The following is a 24,697-nucleotide window of genomic DNA, read 5'->3' on the forward strand; positions in this document are numbered from 1 at the left end:
AAAGATGTGGATTTTACTTCTCCTTTCTACAAATCTTTACGATGGGTAAACTATGATGGTAAAATATAGAATGGTATCTTTGAAAAATATATCCTCATTTATGAAACTTTTCTATCACTCATTCGTAATAGTATAGATGTCACAAATAATAACCTACCCGAGGAGGGAAAACAGTTGAAGAACTGGAAGAAGAAATCAATCGCTTTAGTAGCATCTGCAGCACTAATGGTTCCTACAACTTCTGCATTTGCGGAAGCTCCACAAAAAACAGCAAAGAACCAAGATTTAGTGAAAGTTGCTAGCAATAAGGACCAAACAGTCAAAAATCAAAAAGAATGGATTAGTAAGGATACGATTATCGTCAAACATTCAGGTCTTGATAAGAATGTACATAACAAAATTGGCGCAAAAGTGATCCGCTCTATTCCTTCATTAGGTTACGATGTTATCCAACTGAACAAAGGAACAGATTTAGAAAAAGCAGTTTCCTTTTATGCTAAACAAAAAGGGGTTAAAAATGTATCCCCAAGCTATTTGTATCATTCCTTTGGCACGAAAACAGATCCAAAGAAACAGGATATGTATCATTTAAACCTACTTGAAATTGATAAAGCTCTACAATTAGCAGGTAACAATGATGTAAAAGTGGCAGTTATCGATTCTGGTGTGGACTTTAAACATCCAGATTTAAAATCTCAAGTGCTACCTCCATATAATGCTGTAGCACCTGCCAATACTTCTTATCCTGGTGATCATGGAACACATGTTGCAGGAATTATTGGCGCTGCAAAAGATAATGGGATTGGAGGACATGGGATTAATCCAAATGCCAAGATTCTTCCAATTGATGTATTCAACGGAAAAGATGGTGCTAATGATTTCATCATTGCACAAGGAATCCTTTACGCTATCGAGCAAGGCGCTGATGTTATCAATATGAGTCTTGGCGGCTATGGTGATAACCCATTAATGGAGGAAGCCGTTCAGAAAGCGATTGAAAAAGGAGTTACCGTTGTAGCTGCTGCCGGAAATGAATCGACAGATAATTACTCCTTCCCTGCTTCTTACGAAGGCGTTATAAGTGTTGGTTCTACGAATGATCGAAACAAACTATCAAGCTATTCAAATTATGGTCCATCAGTTGACCTAGTAGCGCCAGGTGAAGAAATTTACAGTACCGTTCATGATGAGAAAAAAGGATCATCCTTTGTAAAATTTAGTGGAACATCGATGGCATCTCCTGTTGTTGCAGGTGTGGCTTCCCTTTTAAAATCAAAATACCCAGATTTAAAGCCATATGAAATAGAGGCTATTCTTGAAATGACCGCAAAGGATTTAGGTGATGAAGGCTATGACCTTACATATGGACATGGACTTGTAGATCCTGTGAAAGCATTACAGTTTAATATAAAAGATTTACCAAAACAGTATTCAGAAACAAAAGAAGAGCGCTTGAAAAACGCTAAAGTCCTTAAAAAGGATACATTAAATACTGAAAAAGGTGTATTCAACCAACCGGACGAAAAGAAATGGTACAAGGTTGATCTAGATGCAAATGAATATGCTCAAATGACATTAAAAGGTGCAGACAAATATGATTATGCATTTGATTTGTACTTCTACCCTGAAGGTTCTAATAAAAAAGTAGAACCAATTAACGTCAATGATGTTCGCGTAGGCAAGCAAGAAGGATACCTATATAGTGCAGATCAAAAAGGAACCCTTCTTATTGGAGTTAAAGATCATAATGGCAACTATAGCTCAAAGGGCGATTCTAACTATATCTTCACAGCTCAAACGACTAAAGAATTACCAATTGATTCATTAGATATGGAGCATATGGAGAATATTGAAAAATTCCCATTCAGTACAGAAGGGAAAAACTATACCCTACTTTCTGAAGATCATCTAGGTGACAAAGATTATTTCACATTTTCAGTAAATGAACCAACGACACTGAAATTTGATTTAACTGGGATTCCAGGTGTTACTGCATCCATGGAGCTTTATTTAAAAGAAGACCTACCAACAGAGATAGTCAATGATGAAGGATTAGATGAGGCATATCCAATCCGAGCATCTTACGGCACAGATAAAGGCGAAGGAGTAAGTTTGGTTGTCGATGCACTGCCTAATGAAAAGTATGTCATCGGCGTCTCTAATGAAAACAGTAACAATTCTACACTTGAAATGTTCTTTAACGGCGGTATTGATACTGAAGCAACTGTTAGTGAATCCATCATTCCTTACACATTAAAAGGTGAAGTCGTTACCCTTCCTGAAGATGAAGACGGCCTTACATCAGTAGGAATGCTAGAAAACAACGTACAAGAGGATCTTTCATCTTTTAATGAATATAAAACAAAAAAACGTAATCAAATGAATGATTTTATGAATATGTTCATGAATCCAGGTGCTATGGAACAACCGGAAAACGTTGAGCAAATTATGGAGCAAGCGATTCGTTTTAATATTGGTCAAGATCAAAAAGCATACTTCCAAACTGAAGATGATGAAGATTACTTCACATTTACAGCTAAAGAAAATGCCGTTTATGGTTTCAACATTCAAAAAGGTATAAATCAATCACCAGCTGGTAATATATTCGAATACGATGAGGAAACAAAGGAACTAATACCAGTTTCTTCATTAACTAACGATATGGGGTTACTTAGTCTACTTCTTGGTTCAAAAATTGATGAAAACGAAGCTAAGACAGTTGCATTGAAAAAGGATAAAACCTATGTTGTAAAAGTAATGAATCTTGGTGACCGTTCTTCTGAACCGTATACACTTAAAACAAGTAAAATGGCAGCTATTCCACAAGAGGATAAAACAAATCATAATACACCAAAAACTGCTATGAAGATTCAACCAGGTACTACTTACAAAGATCATCTCATTTATCAAGATGATACAGATTTCTACTATTTTAAACAATATGACAAAGATGCAGTCATGAGCCTTCTTATTTCTTCTGTACCATATACAAAAGAACAGCTAGATCAATTACCTAAAGAACTTCAAAATGACTTGAAGTTTTCAGGCTCCATTATAGAAGATACAAATGGCAATAGAAAAATTGATCCAAAAGAAATGGCAACAGAAATACAATTTGGACAAGGTGAAGATCTCCTTCAAATACTAATGGGTCTTGGTGGGACAACAGATGTGAATACTTCTTTTAAAGCCAAACAGGGTCATGGATATTTTATTGTCCTTAACGGAAGCAATGTTGGGCAATTATCAATCCAACCGTATACTTTAACTTTGTTTGATCATAAAAATGCAGATGAAGATGCCGATTCCAAGTTAGTTAACGGTGTGCCGACAAAACCAACTGTACTTACGAAAAAAGACGGTAAATGGGTAGCTAAGCAATATCTAAATGCAGGTATTCCGTTTGGTGATAAAGACTATTTTGAGTTTAAAAACGACAGCAAACGTGATGTGTCCTTCTCTCTTAAAACAGAAAAAGCACTAGATGGCGTCATCCGTATTATTGATGCAAAAGGAAAAACAGTACAAACTTTAGATTATTACGGAGCTGGAGATGCTGAAGTAGGTACAGTCACATTGGATAAAGGAACTTACTTTATTGAAGTAAGTGAATACTACGGCAAAGCTAGTACTCAACCATATACACTAGAAATAAAATAAAATATCAACCCCTTGGACTGAAAAATAAACGTAGTAGAAAGATAGAATTTTCGGTTGAAGGTGTAAAAGAATTATCCCCTAGATGATGAAAAATCTAGGGGATTTTTTATTGAAGTATTCGTGTTTTATTCACTATAACGCGGCGTTTATTTCCGTTCCAACTAAGCACTTTTTCAATGGTTTTTATTAAACTCTCAGGCCAATACTAGTCATGATGGCGCGTGATACTTTTAACTTTTATTCCCCTACTAATGACACTGATATAAAAGTATTCGCCCTGCCTTCATTCCAATCAAGTTATAGAATGGCAAATGATACTCCTCTTATTCGTTCGGCTTTTCCCCTAAATATTCGGCCACTTTTTGCACAATATATCTCCAATTTAATTCCGTTTTTGCAAAAGCTTGGAGGTGTTCGCATGTATTAGCCAATAAAGCTTCCTGTTTCGTTACTTGCTGTAATGTCCGTCCAACACTTTGCCAATCATGTGTCGGATGAATTGTCCCGAAGCGCTGATTATGGGTAATATCTGCAGCCCCATCGACATCAGTCGTAACGATATAACAACCATTCTTTGCGGCCTCAGCAAATACATGAGCATAGCACTCTACTAAAGAGGTTAGGCAAAAAATTTTAGCCTTTCTATACTCCTCCTCCAATCGTACCTTATCATAAATCGGTCCTAAAATAACGACCTGTACTGCGAACGGATTTCCATCAAGTACGTTCAACAGCTCCTGTCTAAACGCCTCTGACATTGGACCTACTAACCGAAACTCCCAATCTGAAAGCTGTGCAGCTAAAAATGCTTTTACTGCTAAAAGAATTTGTTTTTCAGGAGCATCTAAACGGCCAACTGTTAGTATTCTATTTTCTTTCTCGTTAAATGAAACTGGCTCTGTGTGAAACTGCTCATAAAAACCGTTAGGAATACGTCTAATATCTAAATTCGCAAATTCATGAATAGAGTTTTGAACGGATTCACATTCAGATGAAAGTACATCACAAAGCTGGAGTAACTCCAAAAAATAAGGATAAGTTTTCAATCGATTTAACCAAAACCGATTAACATCTAGCTTCATATAAATTTTCCCGTTCGGATTATATTTTTTATAGGTTTTTAAGATCGACAAATACGATGGATACGGCCCTATCGCAAATGCAATATCGATGTCCTTCGCATGCTCTATTAAATAACTATTCATATTAGCAACATAGTCATCCTCAAACGGAATATGTTGAAAAGTGACAGAAGGAAAGGTTTGTTTCAATAATGCTTCATTCATTTCCGTCGTTAAAATACTAACATCGTAGCCTAAATATTCACCTAACAAAACAGGAACAAGGCACAAATCTTTGAAAATATGTGAGTCGGAGAGCTTATACGATTCCACACTACATATGAAGGCTATCTTTTTTGACATAACATCCCCCTTTTTAAAGTCTGTACTTTCATTAAATTATGTTTTCTCGTTGAATAACGTGAAAAGAATAGTATAAATACCATGAATACACTAGTAAAATTACTTTATTTATAAAGTGTACTCTCTTTTAAATAACTAACGATTGTAAGCAATTGCCTACAGAACAACTCTTGCAACGCATATTGTAATAAAGAATCCTTCATGTCAATCAAAGTAAACAGTATAGACTTTATAAAACTTCTACTTACGCCTATTTCTAATAACTATACAAAGAATCGAGGTTTTACATGAAAATTAGCTTTTTATCACCTGCCTACAATAGTGAAGAATGGATATTGACAATGTTAGATAGTATCCCGAAAGAATACGCCTATGAAATTATCGTTTGCGATGATGGCTCAACCGACAATACTGTAGCCCTATTAAAGGACTATCAAAAAAACTGCCCCGCTTTAAAAATAATTAATCATCCAACTAATTTGGGTGCTAGTGTAGCCTATAATCGATGTATCGCAGAAGCTACTGGTGATTATGTAGCAATCATTGATAGTGATGATCACTACTTACCCGCTATTCGAAACGTCTTAGCCCAAGTAGATGGTCAGTTTGATATTTACTACTACAACATGCTAACAAAGGCTGGCTATGCATTTTTAAAAGATGAATCGAACCAATACACATTACCGGGACAATTTAAAATTATTCGAAGAAGTTTTATAGGTGATGCAACCTTTACTATAAGAAAAGATATTGCTGGGGATTGGGATTTTAATTGTGCCTTAATGGATAAAAACCCGACAAGTAAATATACAAATGAATTGGCATACTGGTATAACTTCCCAAGGGAAAATTCTGAATATGATTTACATCGTAGAGGATTAAAATAACGCCATTATTTCCATGCATGCAGGAGGTGTAATTGACAATACATGTTTAAAGATAAAGTTCTTCTCATTACAGGCGGCACTGGCTCTTTTGGTAATGCAGTATTAAAGAAATTTTTGAATACCGACATTAAGGAAATACGCATCTTTTCAAGAGATGAAAAAAAGCAGGATGATATGCGTAAACTCTATCAACATCCAAAAATCAAATTTTTTATAGGCGATGTACGCGACATCCAAAGCATTCATAATGCGATGTATGATGTCGATTTTGTTTTTCATGCTGCCGCTCTTAAGCAAGTCCCTTCTTGTGAATTTTTCCCACTGGAAGCAGTTAAGACGAACATCCTTGGCACTGATCATGTTTTAACGGCTGCTATTCAAGCAGGTGTGAAAAAAGTTATTTGCCTTTCCACTGATAAGGCTGCTTACCCAGTAAATGCAATGGGAATTTCAAAGGCCATGATGGAAAAAACGTTTATTGCTAAATCAAGAATGGTTCATCCCGATAAAACATTGATTTGCGGGACACGATACGGAAATGTCATGGCTTCAAGGGGCTCTGTTATTCCTTTATTTATCGAACAAATTAAAGCTGGTAAGCCTTTAACGATTACAGATCCAAAAATGACACGCTTTATGATGAGTCTTGACGAGGCAGTTGAACTAGTTTTATACGCCTTCTCACACGCTGATAACGGGGACATTATGGTACAAAAATCCCCAGCTGCTTATATTGAAGATTTAGCCCAGGCTTTACTAGAAATTTTTCAAGCTCAAAATAAAATACAAATTATCGGAACACGGCATGGTGAAAAGATTTACGAAGTGTTATTAACAAAAGAAGAAGCTGCAAAGGCCATTGATATGGGGAATTTTTATAGAATCCCTGCAGATAATCGAGATTTAAATTACGGAAAATATCTTGATGAGGGCTCTCCTAAAATTACTTTAACGGATGAATACAATTCTACTAACACGAAAATACTGTCTGTCGCTGAAATAAAAGAAAAATTATTAAAACTTCCTCTCATTCAAGAGGAATTACAAAATTGGATGGGAGGAAAATCTTGAAATTTTTAATACTTGGAGCTACTGGAATGGCTGGTCACACAATTTCACTCTACTTGTACGCCCAAGGACATAATGTAACAACCTATTCACGAACAGCCTTTTCATGTGGAAATAATATTACCGGAGATATTACAGAGACAAATTTTTTAAGGTCACTATTACTAGATTGCGACTATGATATCGTGGTCAATTGTATCGGTGTTTTAAATGACGCCTGTGAAACAGACCGCGAGAAAAGCATATATCTCAATAGTTATTTGCCTCATGCCATTGAATCTTTATTAAAAAACAGTAACACTAAGCTTATTCATTTAAGTACAGATTGTGTATTCTCAGGAAAAGCAGCTCCCTATCATGAAAAAAGCCTTCGCGACGGGGAAACCTTTTACGATCGTACGAAGGGACTAGGAGAAATTGAAAGCACTCAACACCTAACATTTCGTAACTCTATCATCGGTCCTGATCTGAAGAAGGATGGCATTGGTCTCTTTAATTGGTTTATGAAGCAACATGATACTATTCAGGGCTATACTGGTGCAATATGGACCGGAGTTACTACCCTAACGTTAGCAAAAGCAATTGAACGTGCAGCAATTGAAGGTACAACTGGCCTCTACCACCTCGTCAACAATAGCAGTATTTCAAAATTTGAGCTACTGCAATTATTCAATACGCATTTCAAGGAAAATAAAGGTACGATCCAGCCATATCCCCTCGTAAACATTGATAAAACACTAGTCAACACACGAAAAGATTTTTCATTTATTGTTCCTAGCTATGAAGACATGATCCTTGAGATGAAAAACTGGATATGGCAGCATAAAGATTTGTATCCCCATTATTATAAATGAGTTTGGAAGTTCAGGATGCTAAAGAGGAAGTTCGGAGACCGTTCAGAATGGCAATGAGTTATAGAAAGAAAATATAGTCAGTCATACCTTGATACTAGAGAATTCAAGGGTTTTATAACATTATTACTTAAAGACTAAAAAAATTGTATTACTCCCCTCACTTACGGTTGGAAATTCGCTATTAGTGAAACAAAGTATTTTTGATTATGCAGCATAAAAAGACACCTGCTACGGTGTCTTTTTGCTGAGACTAATATTTGATTTTGAGAGTATCCCCATCGACATAAACTCCCTCGGAACGGGAAATGAGCAGCTTTTGCTCTGCTGAGAAGCCGATCGTTTCTCCATCCCTTAAAGTGACGTTCTCCTCTACAATATATCCGGAAATAGTAATCAAAAAGTCACGCAGCTCGGCAGGAGTTGCTTGACTGTCCAGAATTTCAATTTCATCCTTGCCAAAGGCTTTTAAACCATAAGTATATCCATCTACCCCGTTCTCCGTTCCGACCAGGCCGAAATAAACAAGATTCAGTAAAGGAAACATGTCGTCATCCTTCATGACTTCAGCCATATCCTGAAAAAGTTCAGGCTGGAATACGGTGCCAGATGTATAGATTCCTATTGCGTTAGGAAGCTTTAAACAACTGGCTGCCAGCTTTGTGTATAGCCTGCCACTGTCCAATGGTGAGCCGGAGCGGGTAAATGCAGCCAGGATGATTTGAGCTACATGCGTTTGCGTAACCTCCACGGCTTCCTTCCACATGTAGTTTCCTTGTGCATAATGCTCAGCCTCACCATCTGGTACGGGAGCCTCGACAAAACTAACCGCTAACATGCAGTCGTCCACTTCAAAGACCAAGGTTCCTTCCTCTGTTTCTTCGGCGTTTTCCTCATCTTCTACTGACGAGCAGGTGATGTTCCAATCATTCAAAAGGTTGGCCTTTATCTGATCAATATCACATTCTGCAGAGTTAAGCAGAACGAATCCGTTAAAAATACCAGAACCATTGTCTTGCGTTTCCGCCTCGTCCTCCATGGATTGAGTAGCTTCATATCCTGCAGCCTGCTGCATCCAGTATTCTCGGATTAACTCTACCATCTTTACAGCTTCTTGCTCTGCAGTCGCAGGGTCATAAGGTTGCATCTCGCTAAATATATGGCCGCAATGCTCGGTGTCAGACGGGTCCTCATACCCACCGCATACGCCAAGGAGCCATTTTCCGAGCATTGTTTTTTTATACTTGAATATGTAGTAGTGCATATCATGTAAATCAAACTCTCCTGCAATTTCTATTTTCCTAGGTTGTTGCCCAAGTTCTCGTTCATCTGCAAGCCAATCAATCATGGATTGCATTGCTGCTTGTTGTTGAGCTGTCATTAATTTCTCCCCTTTACGAATGTATGATTCTACAATTATACTACCAGCCTTTAGGGAGATGAATAATGAATCGTGTAATTTCCTAAAAATTAGTAATTTACTTCTATTTCTGTTTCTATTCCGCCGGGGCTTTAGACCAACAAATATCTGGTCATTGATTACCCTACCAAAACAGAAAAAATGAAAAAAGGAATTGCGAAGTTCATTCTAAATTCCTTTTGTCGACAGTTTTTAACTAGCCTAATATGTGCTCTTTCTCATAAGCTATGTTAAACAATTCTGTTGATATACTGGACTTTGAGCAATTCGTAGGTATCATGGAAATGGACGAGACTTATTTGCTGTTCTCGGAAAAGGGAAAACGCAAAGTGGAAGGTCGAAAGGCTCGTCAACGTGGTGGTTCATCTTCACAAAGAGGCATCAGTAAAGAGCGGGACCGTGTCCTAGTTGCAAGAGACCGTCAGAAAGTAACATACTCAAAAGTGGTTGGTCAGAGACGAATTGTAAAAACTCGATTAGAGGAAGCTGTTGGCTCTAAACTTTCTCCATCCAATGTTCTTTGTACTGATGCTTGGCGAGCATTTATGACTTACGCAAGAGAAAAAGGACTTGAGCATTATAGATTTAAATCAGATGGTAAGGAACGTGTTCGAGGTGTGTACCATATTCAAAATATGAATAATTATCATAACAGATAGGGTTGGATAAATCGGTTTAATGGCGTGGCAACAAAGTACCTTTACCATTATTTGAGTTGGTTTCAATTTCTAGACCAAATTAGACATCTGAATGATGACACAACGATTAGCAAGATGATTATTGTGAGCTGTCTGTTCTCAACCGATGTGACCTATGATAAACTCAAGTTATCAGAATTTTACAATTGGTTGTCAAAGCGATTTTCCTTTAAAGGGTAGCTTAACGGACTTGGAAGCCTAAAATTAAATTATTGGAGGATAAGTAATTTGAATAAGTATGGTCAGGATTTATTTAAAGGCTCAGCAATCTATTATTCTAAATACAGACCTATGTATCCTTCTTCTCTAATAAGGTTCTTGGTAGAAAAATTCTCTTTGAATGGGGAGCAGAACCTACTTGATTTAGGATGTGGTACAGGACAACTTACAATGAGATTTTCGGATTGGTGTAATAAAATAGTTGGAATAGACACTGAGCCAGAAATGATTAAAGAAGCAAAACGTCTTCATCAAGAGGTAAGAATGGGGCAAATACATTGGTTTAATGGAAAATTAGAACAATATAAAGCAGAACACAATGAACAATTTAATCTCGTAACCATAGCAAAAGCCTTTCATTGGATGGATAGACCAAAGGTTTTAGATGAACTATTCAATATGGTAACTGATGGTGGTGGAATAGCTATTATTGATAACTATGACCCAAACCAATCGTTAGCTCAATGGCAAGAAAAAATAAATGAAATCGTAGAAAAATGGTACGGAAAAGATAGAAGAGCTGGTAAGGCTACCTATACTCATCCTATTATGAGTCATGAAGAAGTAATGTCAAATTCAAAATTTAGTGTTGAGATACACAATTTACCTACATACGAAATAACTTGGACCATCGAGTCAATACTCGGAAATCTATATTCCACATCCTATGGGTCTAAACGTTTTCTTGGAAATAACATCGAGCTATTTGAACGTGAGCTTAGAGAAGCCCTGCTTGATATTTCTAACTCTGGAGAGTTTAAAGAAAAATTAAGTTTATCAGTAAAGCTCGGTATAAAGAATTGTTAGACTTATTCCACATAAGGGAGCTTTAATTAAAAATAGGAATTCCCGACAACGGAGTTCCCATTATTTATTTTAATAAATCAACAGTATTATTTAACATAGCTTTCTCATAAATAGAATCTCCAAGGTTACATCTTAGTTACTTATTACCCTATTGAAATCGTAATTTACAAATTCGTTAATAACAGAAAATTACTATTTATTGTTTTTATTTAGAACAAATATTATAAAGTATAAAAGTTTTTTAATATAATTTTAATCTAAGATTCTTTAGTATATAAAAGCTAAAGAATCTTAGATTAAAAATGTGCCTTTTTAAATAAAAAGGCACATTCAATAACATATTAAATGAGAGTGTTATAATACGATCGTTTTTCTTAATTTGATACACTATTACTACTACTCTGCACAACATTTTTCTTGCTAAAAAGATAGCCAATAATTGCACCTAACAGACCAGTAATTAGCCAACCTGCACCTGATGTGAATAATGGAATAAAGGCAAATGTAGAGTTAATTTGTTCTACCATAACATTAGCATCCTTTAATGCATCCAATATTGCTATAAATACAGTACCTATCATCGTGCCTACATATACACTTTGTGCACCTCCGAACCATTTTTCTGTAAAAATAAGGATGATTAAAGTAATAGCAATTGGATATAAAAGCATTAATACTGGTGAAGCCATCGATAAGATCTTTGTTAAACCAAAGTTTGTAAATACCACACCTAGTAATGAGAAAACAATTAACCACTTTTTATATGAAATACTTGGCATAATGCGGCCAAAATATTCAGCAGTTGCAGCTAAACAAGCGACGTTTGTTGTAATTCCTGTTAAGAAAATCACGATTCCAATTAAATAAATTCCGATTTGACCAAATAAAGTTTTCGCTGCTAAGGCAATAAGCTCTCCGCCATTTGATACATAACCAACCGAATCCACACTCGATACACCAATCCAAGCCATAGATACCTGTAAAGCAACTAAACCAACAACCGTAATAATCCCTGCTTGAAAAAATACTTTGGAAACGTCTTTTTGTGACTTCAAATTCAACGATTCAATTGATTTAATAAAAATTCCACCAAAAACGAAGGCTGCAAGTACATCCATTGTGTAATAGCCTTGTGTAAAGCCCTTTAAAAAAGCAGTCATCGTTGTTTCATAGCCAGCAGACTCTACAGGCGCTTGTGCAGAACCCATTGGTGTAATAATTGATTTTGTAACAATAATAACTAAAAGCACTGTAAAAATAGGTGTTGCAATTTTCCCTAAACGTTCAACAAGCTTAGATGTTTCCCAAGATAAATAGATTGTCATCGCGATAAAGGCAACTGAAAAAATGAGTAAAAATAATGTATGGTTCGCATCACTTGGGAACAATTGTTTTAATGCAATTTCATAAACAACCGATGTTGTACGTGGTATCACATAGAACGGTCCTAATGCAAGGAATAATAAAATAGAAAAAACGACTGCAAACTTTGGCGAAACGCGATTCGCTAAACTTTCTACTGTACCGCCACCTTTATTTAATGCAACGATTGCTAAAAGAACTAAGCCTACCCCTGTAATTAAGAAGCCCGCCATTGCAATTGGTGTATGGTTTCCTGCCTGTTGTCCTACAATCGGTGCAAAGATAACATTTCCTGCACCTAAAAACATGGCAAACAACATGAATCCAATGACTAGAATTTGAACAAAGGATATCTTATTACCCATATAACCGCCCCTTTTCCTGATATTATTTAAACAACAAAGCCTTCTGGATAAATATCTTTATTTTGAAGTATGAATTTATGCTCTCCAGTAATCCAAGCTGCCCCGCGAATAGCTGGAATGATTGCCTCATAATCTCCTACATTCGTTTTGCCTAAAATTCTGCCTGTAAACTGTGAACCAATAATACTTTCCTGAATAATGGCCTCTCCTTCTTCCAATGAAAGCGTTGCCATTTTTGCGCATGTGCCTGTTCCACAAGGAGAGCGGTCAATTTGTTCATTCCCAAAGACAACTACATTTTTATAGTGGCTATTTGTAATTTTTTCTGAAATCTCTACTAAGTCCACGGACTTGATGGCGTCAATTGACGGATGTTGAATATCAATGTTCGCATTGATATAATCTCTTATATTTTTGGCGTATTTTAATATTTCTTGTTTATTTTGCAAATCAACGACTATCTTTAACTCACTTGCATTTACTATAGCGAAAAAACTTCCTCCGAAAGCAATATCAAGCTGAACTGTACCTAGCTCATTCAATTCAATTTTTAAATCCTTATGTAGCACAAAGGCTGGTACATTTTTAAATTCAACTGCTTCAACTTCATCTCCGTTATAATAAATAGAGCATTCCACAATACCTGATGGTGTATCCACTAATACTTTATCTTTCTTTTCAATAAGTCCTGTATTAATACACATAGTGACTGTACCAATGGTTCCATGTCCACACATGTTCAAATAAGCGCCACTATCCATGAAAATAACGCCAATATCACACTGTTGATTAATAGGCTCAACTAGAATAGATCCAAACATATCTTTGTGCCCACGAGGTTCATTCATTAGTAACATTCGTAAATGGTCATAATTTTCCTTTACGAAGTTTTTCTTTTCCATCATTGTTTCGCCAAAAATTTTTGGAAATCCATCCACTACAATACGTGTTGCTTCCCCTACAGTATGTGTATCAATTGTTTTGATTTCATACTTATAACGACTCATATAATTCCCTCCCCAAAAATCTAAAAATACTATTAAAATAATAATAAAATATGCAAAATAGTAAATTTAACAAAAATTCTATTTTTAAAAACTATTCACCTCTTTTGGAATTTTCTAATAAATCTATACATCACAACATAAAGCATAATCACTCGTTTGAAAAGTTTTTTTTTCGTCAAAAAATATTTTTACTTATTTTCAAGTCTGTAGAAATGCAATAAACACAATAATCCATGACCCGAAAACGCTTTGTAAAATAATTTTTTGAAATTTTACAGTTTTCTTTTTTTAGTGTTATAATCGCCAAGAAATTTAAATTCATTATTTTAGGGGGATTTTATATGGCATTACGTGACTTTTTTATTTACTTATCAGAGAACCAAATGCTTAATGGTGCAGCTCAAAGATATGGTTTACGAATGGGCGCACAAAGCGTTGTAGCAGGCACAACAATTCCAGAGGTCGTTCAAACGATTAAAGAATTAAACAAAGCAAACATTTCTTGTACAGTTGATAATCTTGGAGAATTCGTCTTTGAGAAATCCGCGGCAACAGCAGCAAAACAAAATATTTTAGCCGTGATACAAGCTATTCATGATGAACAATTGGATGCACATATTTCACTTAAGCCTTCACAGCTAGGTCAAGATATTGATATCGACTTTTGCTATGAAAATTTAAGAGAAATCTTGGCACTTGCACATAAATACGATATTTTTGTAAATTTCGATATGGAAAACTACGCACGCCTCCACAGCTCATTTGACTTACTAGAAAAGCTACACCAAGAGTACGATAATGTGGGTACGGTTATTCAAGCTTACTTCTTTGAGTCAGAGGAAAATATTGAGAAATTCAAAAACTTCCGCCTCCGTATCGTAAAAGGGGCCTACAAAGAAGATGATAGAGTGGCTTATCAATCAAAAGGTGATATTGACCGCAATTATTTAAAACTAATCGAGCAACATTTGCTAAACGGTAAGTTCACATCGATTGCAACACATGACCACAATGTAATTAATCATGTGAAGCAATTTGTCAAAAGTCATAATATTCCGAATGATAAATTCGAATTCCAAATGTTGTATGGCTTCCGCAAAGATATGCAATATGAATTAGCGAAAGAAGGCTATAACTTCTGTACATATTTACCATTCGGTAGTGATTGGTATGGTTATTTCATGCGTCGTCTAGCAGAGCGCCCTCAAAATCTAACACTTGTCACAAAACAAGTGTTTACTAAAAAAACAAATACAGCCATTGGTCTAGGTGTTACAGCCTTTGCTCTTGGTCGTCTATCTAAAAAGGTCAAATAATTTAACACATAAACTAAATGAAAAAGCGAAAACATTATGAATCAATGTTTTCGCTCTTTTTATTGAGTTTATAGTTTTTCACACGATACTGTAAACTTTGTCGCCGTATGCCTAATGTAGCCGCAGTTTTCGAGATATTTCCTTGGTGAAAATCTAATGCTTTGGAAATATAATACTCTTCCACCTCTTTCATGTAGACATCAAGTGGTCGAATATCATTTGGATCTTTAATAATAAATAAATCCGCATTCTCTTCCATTCCATCATCATAAATCTGCTGGATTTTCCATCTAAAATAAGCTGGTAGTATATGTAAATCTATGACGGTTTCATTAGTCAAAAGGGAGGAAATTTCATCAAGTAACACTTCTAACTCCTTTAAATTTCCAGGCCAATCATATTTCAAAAAGATCTCTTTGACTTCTTCCGATAACCCCTGAATGGATGAGCCAAAGCTATCACGATGGCGCTGGAAGTAATCATCAATAAACGGCATGATATCTTCTTTTCTTTCTCGTAATGGGGGTACATAAATCGTAATCCCTGAAAACAATCGATATAACTCCTTAGATAACTTTTGTTCTTGAATTAAATCGATCGGGTCTTTGCCCACACTAGCAATCAACATATGCTGATGATTCGAATGATTGTTAAACAATTCTACAATTTTTTGTTGCGCCGCTAAGGATAAATACTCAATCCGCTCTGCGAAGAACGTAATATTTTCTTTTCCAGCAATGTTTTTTTCAAATTGCTTTAAAATGGTGTTTTCATCTCTGCGGCAAATCAATGTAATAAACAGATCGTTTTGCACCCTTAAGTCATGATGAATTCCCTCGGCAATCATATCAATTCCTGTACCCGATTCCCCTATTAACACAGCGGGCATCCGACTCAACGCCACAATTTTTGCTTTTTCAATAACATCTCGCATCACTTCTGATACTGCAGTAATAATATCAAAGGTCAGCGGAGCACCATATCTTCTTAATGGCTGGTACATCATATATTCAAGCTGTGTAATATCTCGTGCAAATTCCACAGCACCTATTAAAGCTCCCTCATAGTGCAATGGATAAATATTACTAATGTAGGTGACTTCTTGATTTTTTTTATTCCAATACGTTTTTTTCACATTGGGAATTGGCGATTCAGAGCTTAAAACTTTATAAATATCACTTTTCTCCGCTTCAAAATCAATAATTTCGTGTGCTCGTCTCTTCTCGAACTCATCTTCATTTACACCTTCTAATTCTCGCATTTTTTTATTATAGATTAGCAATTTGCCCTCTGTATCCACAACACAAATGCCCATGTCCCCTTTTTCAATAACGTATTTATAAATAGTTAATAAAATATGATCTTCCATCTTGTCCTCCTGTATACTCCTATCCCTCTCTATATTTTAGCATTATGTATGAAGGGCAGACATGAAAATTAAAAAATTCCGAAAATTATTGTTGATTAATGCCAAACTATATTGCATTATAGAATTAATAATATTCCAAATAGTGCATAATCATTTGGCACTTTTGTTCACAGGAGGAAATTAATATGATTACATACAAACACGAACCATTCACAGATTTTACTCAAGAGGCAAATTACAACGCATATTTAGAAGCGTTAAATAAAGTAGAGAGTTATTTAGGTCAAGACTACCCACTTATTATCGGTGGCGAACGTATTACAACAGAAGATAAAATCGTTTCATATAATCCTGCAAAGAAAACAGAAGTAATTGGTCGCGTATCAAAAGCAAACAAAGAACTAGCTGAAAAAGCGATGCAAGCTGCAGACGAAACATTTAAAACTTGGAAAAAAGTAGATCCAGCTATTCGTGCAGACGTACTATTCAAAGCAGCGGCAATTATCCGTCGTCATAAACACGAATTCTCTGCACTTTTAACAAAAGAAGCGGGTAAACCATGGGCTGAAGCTGATGCAGATACTGCAGAAGCAATTGATTTCTTAGAATACTATGGTCGTCAAATGCTACGTGTTAAAGAAGGTCAACCTGTAGAAAGCCGTCCTGGTGAATACAACCGTTATGACTATATTCCATTAGGTATTGGTATTGTCATTTCACCATGGAACTTCCCATTCGCAATTATGGCAGGGACAACGGTTGCTGCTTTAGTAACAGGTAACACTGTATTATTAAAACCAGCTTCAACAACACCTGTAGTTGCTTATAAATTTATCGAAGTGTTAGAGCAAGCTGGTCTTCCAGCAGGTGCGGTGAACTTTGTACCAGGTTCTGGTGCAGAAGTAGGTGACTACTTAGTTGATCATCCAAAAACACGCTTCATCAGCTTCACTGGATCTCGTGATGTAGGTTTACGTATTAACCAACGTGCATCTGTATTAAATGATGGTCAAATTTGGATTAAACGTGTTATCGCTGAAATGGGCGGTAAAGATACAATCGTAGTTGATAAAGAAGCTGATCTTGAATTAGCTGCTCAATCAATTGTGAAATCAGCATTCGGCTTCTCTGGTCAAAAATGTTCAGCATGTTCTCGTGCTATTATCGTTGAAGATGTATATGACACAGTTGTTAATCGTGTAATGGAGCTTACTAACACGTTAACAGTTGGTGATCCAACAGACTTCAAAAACTTTATGGCAACAGTTATTGACCAAGCAGCATTCAATAAAGTGACAGATTACATTGAAATTGGTAAAGGAGAAGGTCGCCTTGTTGCAGGAGGTACAGCTGATGATTCAGTTGGTTACTTCATCCAACCAACAGTATTTGCAGACGTAGATCCTTCTGCGCGTATTATGAAAGAAGAAATCTTTGGGCCAGTTGTAGCGATTGCAAAAGCTAAAGATTTCGATCAAGCAATTGATATTGCAAACGATACTGAATACGGTTTAACTGGTGCGGTTATTACAAATAATCGTATGAACTTAGAAAAAGCTCGTGAAGATTTCCATGTAGGTAACTTATACTTCAACCGTGGCTGTACAGGTGCAATTGTAGGCTACCAACCATTCGGAGGCTTCAACATGTCGGGAACAGACTCAAAAGCAGGCGGTCCAGACTACTTACAATTACACATGCAAGCAAAAACAACTTCTGAGTTTCTCTAAAACATAGAAATTTATAACTGGAATAAAATCATGTTTATTTTTTGAAAAATAAAACCCGAAGCGATAAAGCTTCGGGTTTTATAATAGTAGAAACAGACTAAAAGACATTTGTAGCTGACGTTTCACTTACGTTACATAGAACACGTGTTGAAAGAAGTTAAAGGAAGTCGTTCATCAAGTATTGAGTTGCTGGGGTGAGTAGCAATATAATCCCGACTTTTTGGTCATAAAAAAATCCTCCATTCAATTGAATTGGAAGATAATTTCTATGCTTTTAGCGTAATAAAAAGGGATTCTACGTCAGTGACCGAATCCCCAATTTTCGAAAACTTTTTTCAATGGTTTTCATTTGTAGTTAAAACGGTAAAATTTTGTAGATATTCAGAACTAATACTATATGAAACAACCTTCTCCTCGCACTTCTTGACTACATCAACATGATTGTCGTAACTAAAAACAAAGAAATTAACATCTTTTTTGCCTCTTTTTACGTTCATGACAAATGGAGTAACATTAGTCTCTGGCTGTAAAAATAATTTTTCATTACCTGGAAATATATAGTGTTTTTTCAAAAAGGAAGCTTTATTAAAATAGTCTGTAAATCTATTTTTTTCTTCCTCTTCTAAATTCTTTCCATTAAATGTTACCGTAACATCTTTTGAATCAAGTTTTTTATGAAGTTCAAATTTACTAACTCCCCATGCCACAGCTATACTGGGAGGGCTCATTAACAATTTAATAATAGATCCAATCACTAGCGTAATAATCAAACCCGTTGTCATATCATATCAACTCTTTCAATAATTTAATCATTTTAGTAGCAATTACTATAGTATTACCTACATTGCGCATTGTTTCATAATAAATAATTAGTAATTAGGCTATATCGATGTTTTATCATCTACCTCTCAATGATAAGGGATTTATATTTTTTATAACCATCCAATTCGATGCTTTTTTGACCATCCAATCTAATCCACTTTTAGTCATCCAATTGTCTATAAACTATTAATAGCTTCTGCAAACCTTTTGATTCCTTCATCTATTGAATTTTCATCTTCCTTTGCGAAAGTAAAACGAACAAAACCATCTTTGGATCCCAGTGTAGAACCAGGAACATAAATGACCCCTCTTTTAATGGATTCTTCAAGCAATTGGATTTCATTATAATTTTTAAGTATTTTACACCATATATGAATACCACCTTGAGGAATAGAATATTCCACCTGATCTTTTAAATAAGTATCAAGGCTTTTTATAATTTTATCTCTCCTTTTTTCTAATTCCTTCATTAAACTTTTTATATGAATATGAAAATTTTCTGATTCTAAAAAATCATTCGCTACCCATTGTGTATAGCTAGAATGACCGAAGTCGATTTGCTGTTTCGCATCAGATAACCTTTCAATCACCGATGTTGGGCCAATTATCCACCCTATTCGTAATCCTGAGGCAACAATTTTAGACAAAGAACTAATGTATAAGACGTTGCCATTCCTATCCATTGATTTTAGGGTAGAAATTTTATCTCCCGAAAAAGCTGTTAAACTATATGGATCATCTTCTACTACTGGAATTCCAAGTTTTGAGGATATGTCTAAAATCGCTTCCTTTTTCTTTTTGTTCAATAAGGAGCCCGTTGGATTTTGAAAACATGGATTTAAAAAAACCATTTTAATTCGGTGCTTTTTATATAATGACTGCAAATCTTCTGGGTTTATTCCATCCTTATCGACAGGTAGATAATGTATTTGTATACCTACCGATTTGAAAATTGGAAGATTAAAATTGTAGGAAGGATCTTCTATCGCTATAGCATCACCAGGCTTTAACAAACATTGTACAATTAAATGTAGTGCCTGTTGCGCTCCTGATGTTATCAGTATTGAAGAAGGATCTGTTTCGATTCCCCGACTTTCTTTTACGTGTTTTGCAATGGTAGTTCTAAAGATTTCATTCCCCTGTGGATGATCGTATCCGAGACTTCCAATAAAAGAACGTGTTGACGTTATCTCGCTTAAAAATCTTTTTGGGAAAAGTTCTTCTGACAATTCACCGGAAGCTAAATTTATTAATTTATGTTCAACCGCTTCTTTTCTTATTTTTAGCGTTACAGGTTGACTAGGTAAAAAAGAACCCGCCTCAATATACCGATTCCAGCTAGGAATCCGCTTTTTTGTTATACCCCATATATCTTTACTAATGGTAGTACCGCTTCCTCTATTTCTTTCAATTAGCCCCATCGATTCTAATTCGTCATATGCATGAACGACAGTACTTCTATTTAAATTTAGAGTACTCGCTAAATATCTCTCTGACGGCAATGGTTTATCAGGTGGAAATGTACCATCTGCAATTCCCTTTTCAATATATTCTGCGAGTTGTTTATAGATAGCTTTTTTCGCTTTTCTATCAGGTTTCCAATCCATATACACACCTCATTATGTCCTTCAAACTTGCTTAAAATCTTGCTTTCTTCTTTTAGCAGTGTTACTCCTTGTAAAAGATAATATATTAATATTATTTCAATTGTAATTAACCAGCCACTTTATTGTTATTTTAGCCATCCAAATAAAAATCAATTCTCATTTTCTATTTTATAACCAATGTTTCATGAGCGTGAATTAAACTTCTATTTCATAGACTACATTCCTCTATTATTCTATCGAAGTACCAAAGAGTTTTACTGGGTTTTCAATTAGGATGTGTAAAAAATGAGTAGAGTGAAAATGAAAGAATGTTTATTCTACATTTATACATACAATCTTACATTGAATTTCCCGCTGAATTTTTAGAAGAAATTTTTAAAAAATTTAATAAAATAATATTATTACGACCTATAAGAGATTCAGTTTACGAGACATATATAAATTTCATTTTATCACAATCTAAAATCAAAGATATAAATCCTTATTTATTTAAAACTTTTTTAGAAAATTATTTAAAAAAACTAGCCAATAAATGGAACAGAGAAACAGGCTTTGAAATAAACTTATTAAAAAAATTTAACTTTACTAATTTATTGTTTGACATAACTTCAATAAAAAATCTAAAAAATGTTCAATGGGAATTAGATACTTTATTAAAAGAGATAGATTATAGCTACCTGAATAATTATAGACGGGAACTCTATTTGATATTTTCTGAATTTTATTTAATATCTGATGATAGTTTCAAAAAAATATTTAAAAAAAGAATAAAAAAATTCATGAAGAAGATTTTAAAATAGATTTATTTTTAAAAGCCGTCGATTTAAATATTATTATTCCTGAAAAAGCTATTTTAAATGTATTCTCAAACTCTTTAAAGAATATTAATAATTATGATAGACAAAATATAATTGACTTTGTTGTTCTTTCAAAAAACAAATCAAAGGGCATTATGAAATGTATAAAGAACATTAATCAATTTTTTACCTTCTTAGTTGAACTAGAGAATTATGATTATAAGAATAATCCTTTAGAAATTAAATGGTTGTATTACTTAACTGATAATCAGCTAAATAAATTTAAGGGTTCTTTTTATAAATTTATACAAGATAAAATCAAGAAACAAATATTAATTTCTAATTTTAAAGAAAAAGAACTAGTAGAGTTGTACTTTAAGTATTTTGCAAAATAATAGGCTGTTTTCTTAAAGATTGTTGCTAAACAAAATCTAAAGCAACAAAAAAACAGAGTATACAAAATGCTTATTGATCTGACCCAATAAAGTTAGACATATTTAGTTAAGCAACTTCTAAGACCAGAGTTCGGTCTTCCACCAGGCTTAGGTGTTTGTGATTGGAATAGTGAATATAGTCTTTAAGCTCCTGTTTAAAAACGCCATGGATTGAAATTCTTGAAGGATACAGGTGTTAATAGCCAAAGAAGTTTTCAATGACTTCGTTGTCCAAACACTTTTCTTTAACATGGATGGGCGCCCCTTTTTCTTAGAAACAAGAGCATCATAACCATCCACCTCAAACTTCATTTTCCAATTTCGAATCATGCCATGAGATGAAATGTTAAATAGTTCAACGGCGTTAATTGAAGATGACTTGTTTCGTTCATATAATGTAGTACATTCATTTTGTATTCAGCGGAATATTTTGTATATGACTTTAAGAAATTCTCTTTACAGTTTTTGATAACGGCGAACCCATTCACTGACAACTCAATTTGTGCCACCTATATCTTTCTCAATTTCATAGATTCATCACATTTAAGTATTGCTGAACCGCTTGAAACGTTGCTCAACACATATTTTTGCCATAAAAAAACCGTAAAAGTTAGATTGGTGTCTAACTTTTACAGGGTTCATATATACATAGTGTTTTATTCGCTTATACAATTTCACCAATAACTAACATATGTTTTACATACTTTCCATTCGCTTCTTTTACAACTTTTTATAACTATGTGGAACTATCTTTAAAAAGATATATACAATTTTCATTTATATATTTAACATTATTATTATCATAATTGTCTATTTTTATTTTATGCCCAACTTTTCTTATTTTTATAATAATTCTCTGTTCTATATTATCGTCGTTATACTTAAATGCTTTTTTTTGCTTGTCATAAATGAAATCTTTTTCATAATAATAAATTTTCAATCCATCTAAATTTATACAACTTGTAACGGTATTATCTAATTTTTCTTCGAAGTTTTTTTGAACTTTAATCCTAAATAATGCCTTATAAAACTTATATTCAAAAGACTCTTCTTTTAATTCACTACTACCATTCAAATAATGGGAAACTGACAATAAAATCAAAATACAACTTGAGATAAGTTGCAATGAATGAAAAATACTTTGTAAAAGAATAAAACTTTTATCAAATGAGACATTAAAAACTCCTAAAGAAAAACTATAGATAATAGTTTGCAAAATATTTATTTTACTATGCTCCCCCAAAAAACCAGTAATAGTTATAGAAAAAATAGTATATATTGATGCAAACAAAATAAAAAACTCAACTAAAGTATGTATGGCTAACGATAACCTTCCCTGCGGTCTTAATAATGAATATTTGAATCCATTGTAGTATTCAGAAGAGTTTATTATTATTTCAAATTTATTATTACTTTTTTGCTTTTTACTGTAAAACGCTTTTCCACTCACTCTTACAACATCCTTATAAAAAGCTATAATAATTTCAATACTTCTAGAAATTATTCTATATGCTATAAAAAACGATAATATTATCCAAAAATACAGCATTATATAATTTAATACGGATAATTTAACTATATCTTCTAAAAAGAGTTGTATTAAATATAAAAAAAATACAAAAAGGAAGTTCATAAAACTAAAACTTACATTTGACCAATTGGACCATTCAATTAAAAATTTTCTATCTATTTGAATTCTAACCCAATCATGATTTGATAATTCAATCTCATTTTCATCTACAATTTCATATTTGCTACTTTTATATTTCGTATTCCTATTTTTTTTTACATAATTTAAAATACATTCTTTACTTTTTTTTGAGTAAAAATAATCTGGGGAAGATAAAAATAATAGAAATTCTTTATTTTTAAATATATGTTGTATTTTAAACAACTTATCTTCATAATCTTCTCCTAATATTTCCTTTATTTGATTCCCTTTTATATATACTGTAATAATAATGTATGTGAAAATTACAAGCAAACTAGTTGCTAATAACAAAATTATATTAAACAAATTTGGTTCTAACAGAAATTTCATCTTGTATAAATCATTTTTAATATATAATCCAAAATAATTAAATAAAGCCAAGATTATAATTATTATCCCGAAAGTCTTAATTGCATTATTTTTATCAGTATTATACTTTTTTTTATTTTCATATTTATTAAATCTTTCAGCTGATTCATATATATATTCTTCGTTTATTCCTTCATAAAAATTTTTAACCATTAACCGTCACTTCCCAATAAAAAATACTTAAATTTCGTAGATATGTTTACAATAAAATTATACATGAACATATACTAAATTTATGTATTTTTTCAAAAAAAGAATGAAACGTCTTATATGTTGCAACTGATTCTTGAAGATTAGTATATCTATAGCCTAAACACACGCTATCATTATCTAATGGGCAATCGCTACGTGTATGAGGTCGAGTATAATTTAAGGTTTCACGCCTGGCATCAACATGCGGCGTGTGAAACCTGCGAATGATAGAGGTTTTGTGTTATTTTTCTTAATTCCTTGTGTATGAAGAAATTTCAAACAAACATAGGCAATAAGCGCTGTGAACAGTTTTGATTGAACACTGCATTTTTTATTGTCCTGAATAGAATAGGCACGTTCAAGCTTTGTTTAATCCAAAGGAAAAAACTTTCAATCACCTAACAAATACTTATACATGTTGGCAATTTCTTCAGCAGTGATATCCATTAAACTTGTCACGACACGTATTTCTTTACCTTAAAGATCCACGAATTGAACGACATCGTGGCATTTTTTTGTTTTTGTGGTGTCCCAAGTAAGTCCTTTTTTTTGAAAAAAATCAAAGCTGGTGAAATTTTACTC

General features: G+C 34.0%; 16 protein-coding genes and 1 pseudogene. 9 read left to right on the plus strand and 8 right to left on the minus strand.

Annotation, left to right across the window (positions count from 1 at the left end; genetic code table 11):
• Positions 1–174 precede the first annotated feature (174 nt).
• Positions 175–3,660 (plus strand): S8 family peptidase, encoded by a 3,486-nt coding sequence (locus tag ACFXN8_RS02310; protein WP_386842477.1) that lies wholly within the window; start codon positions 175–177, stop codon positions 3,658–3,660.
• A gap of 323 nt (positions 3,661–3,983) precedes the next feature.
• Here the strand turns inward: ACFXN8_RS02310 and ACFXN8_RS02315 are convergent, their stop codons facing one another.
• On the minus strand, positions 3,984–5,084 hold the full coding sequence (locus ACFXN8_RS02315) for a glycosyltransferase family 4 protein (protein WP_386842479.1): 1,101 nt from the start codon (positions 5,082–5,084) through the stop codon (positions 3,984–3,986).
• A 287-nt stretch (positions 5,085–5,371) separates the two neighbouring features.
• Between ACFXN8_RS02315 and ACFXN8_RS02320 the strand changes: the two genes are divergently transcribed.
• Genes ACFXN8_RS02320 through ACFXN8_RS02330 form a run of 3 tightly spaced genes read left to right on the plus strand, consistent with a single transcriptional unit; the run spans position 5,372 to position 7,893 of the window.
• Positions 5,372–5,971: a glycosyltransferase family 2 protein gene (locus ACFXN8_RS02320; RefSeq protein ID WP_386842481.1), complete on the plus strand. Its 600-nt coding sequence runs from the start codon at positions 5,372–5,374 to the stop codon at positions 5,969–5,971.
• Positions 5,972–6,013: 42 nt separating this feature from the next.
• Positions 6,014–7,042, plus strand: coding sequence for a polysaccharide biosynthesis protein (locus ACFXN8_RS02325; RefSeq protein ID WP_376070697.1), 1,029 nt, complete (start codon positions 6,014–6,016; stop codon positions 7,040–7,042).
• The gene (locus ACFXN8_RS02330) at positions 7,039–7,893 is read left to right on the plus strand and encodes an SDR family oxidoreductase (protein WP_386842483.1); all 855 of its coding nucleotides are present in this window, start codon (positions 7,039–7,041) and stop codon (positions 7,891–7,893) included. The genes ACFXN8_RS02325 and ACFXN8_RS02330 overlap by 4 nt, the downstream gene beginning before the upstream one ends.
• 250 nt (positions 7,894–8,143) lie before the next feature.
• On the opposite strand, the gene ACFXN8_RS02335 is transcribed toward ACFXN8_RS02330, so the two are convergent.
• On the minus strand, positions 8,144–9,271 hold the full coding sequence (locus ACFXN8_RS02335; protein WP_386842485.1) for a DUF4261 domain-containing protein: 1,128 nt from the start codon (positions 9,269–9,271) through the stop codon (positions 8,144–8,146).
• Positions 9,272–9,576: 305 nt separating this feature from the next.
• Between ACFXN8_RS02335 and ACFXN8_RS02340 the strand changes: the two are divergent.
• Positions 9,577–10,188, plus strand: a pseudogene (locus ACFXN8_RS02340) (IS1595 family transposase); the annotation flags it as partial.
• 48 nt (positions 10,189–10,236) lie between these two features.
• Positions 10,237–11,034 carry a class I SAM-dependent methyltransferase gene (locus tag ACFXN8_RS02345; protein WP_386842487.1) on the plus strand — a complete coding sequence of 266 codons (798 nt, stop codon included), beginning with the start codon at positions 10,237–10,239 and terminating at the stop codon, positions 11,032–11,034.
• 374 nt (positions 11,035–11,408) lie between these two features.
• Here ACFXN8_RS02345 and brnQ read toward each other — a convergent pair whose 3' ends face one another.
• Positions 11,409–12,761 carry a branched-chain amino acid transport system II carrier protein gene (brnQ, locus tag ACFXN8_RS02350; RefSeq protein WP_386842489.1) on the minus strand — a complete coding sequence of 451 codons (1,353 nt, stop codon included), beginning with the start codon at positions 12,759–12,761 and terminating at the stop codon, positions 11,409–11,411.
• Positions 12,762–12,787: 26 nt separating this feature from the next.
• Positions 12,788–13,768: a proline racemase family protein gene (locus ACFXN8_RS02355; RefSeq protein WP_376070677.1), complete on the minus strand. Its 981-nt coding sequence runs from the start codon at positions 13,766–13,768 to the stop codon at positions 12,788–12,790.
• 341 nt (positions 13,769–14,109) lie between these two features.
• On the opposite strand from ACFXN8_RS02355, the gene ACFXN8_RS02360 reads away from it, so the two are divergent.
• The gene (locus ACFXN8_RS02360; protein WP_386842492.1) at positions 14,110–15,084 is read left to right on the plus strand and encodes a proline dehydrogenase family protein; all 975 of its coding nucleotides are present in this window, start codon (positions 14,110–14,112) and stop codon (positions 15,082–15,084) included.
• 34 nt (positions 15,085–15,118) lie between these two features.
• Here the strand turns inward: ACFXN8_RS02360 and ACFXN8_RS02365 are convergent, their stop codons facing one another.
• A complete protein-coding gene (locus ACFXN8_RS02365) occupies positions 15,119–16,453 on the minus strand; it encodes an AAA-type ATPase lid domain-containing protein (RefSeq protein WP_376070672.1) in 1,335 nt (444 codons plus the stop codon).
• Between the two features lie 185 nt (positions 16,454–16,638).
• Between ACFXN8_RS02365 and pruA the strand changes: the two genes are divergently transcribed.
• Positions 16,639–18,183 (plus strand): L-glutamate gamma-semialdehyde dehydrogenase, encoded by a 1,545-nt coding sequence (gene pruA, locus ACFXN8_RS02370; RefSeq protein WP_386842494.1) that lies wholly within the window; start codon positions 16,639–16,641, stop codon positions 18,181–18,183.
• A gap of 335 nt (positions 18,184–18,518) precedes the next feature.
• On the opposite strand, the gene ACFXN8_RS02375 is transcribed toward pruA, so the two are convergent.
• A complete protein-coding gene (locus ACFXN8_RS02375) occupies positions 18,519–18,965 on the minus strand; it encodes a YfmQ family protein (protein WP_386842496.1) in 447 nt (148 codons plus the stop codon).
• Between the two features lie 216 nt (positions 18,966–19,181).
• Entirely contained in the window at positions 19,182–20,612 is a 1,431-nt protein-coding gene (pdxR, locus tag ACFXN8_RS02380; RefSeq protein WP_386842498.1) for a MocR-like pyridoxine biosynthesis transcription factor PdxR, read from the minus strand.
• A gap of 308 nt (positions 20,613–20,920) precedes the next feature.
• Between pdxR and ACFXN8_RS02385 the strand changes: the two genes are divergently transcribed.
• On the plus strand, positions 20,921–21,412 hold the full coding sequence (locus ACFXN8_RS02385; RefSeq protein WP_386842500.1) for a hypothetical protein: 492 nt from the start codon (positions 20,921–20,923) through the stop codon (positions 21,410–21,412).
• Positions 21,413–22,579: 1,167 nt separating this feature from the next.
• Here the strand turns inward: ACFXN8_RS02385 and ACFXN8_RS02390 are convergent.
• Positions 22,580–24,076 carry a hypothetical protein gene (locus tag ACFXN8_RS02390; RefSeq protein ID WP_386842502.1) on the minus strand — a complete coding sequence of 499 codons (1,497 nt, stop codon included), beginning with the start codon at positions 24,074–24,076 and terminating at the stop codon, positions 22,580–22,582.
• Positions 24,077–24,697: the final 621 nt, after the last annotated feature.

Origin of the sequence: Lysinibacillus sp. NPDC059133, assembly GCF_042755925.1 — a bacterium.
Lineage (GTDB): Bacteria > Bacillota > Bacilli > Bacillales_A > Planococcaceae > Lysinibacillus.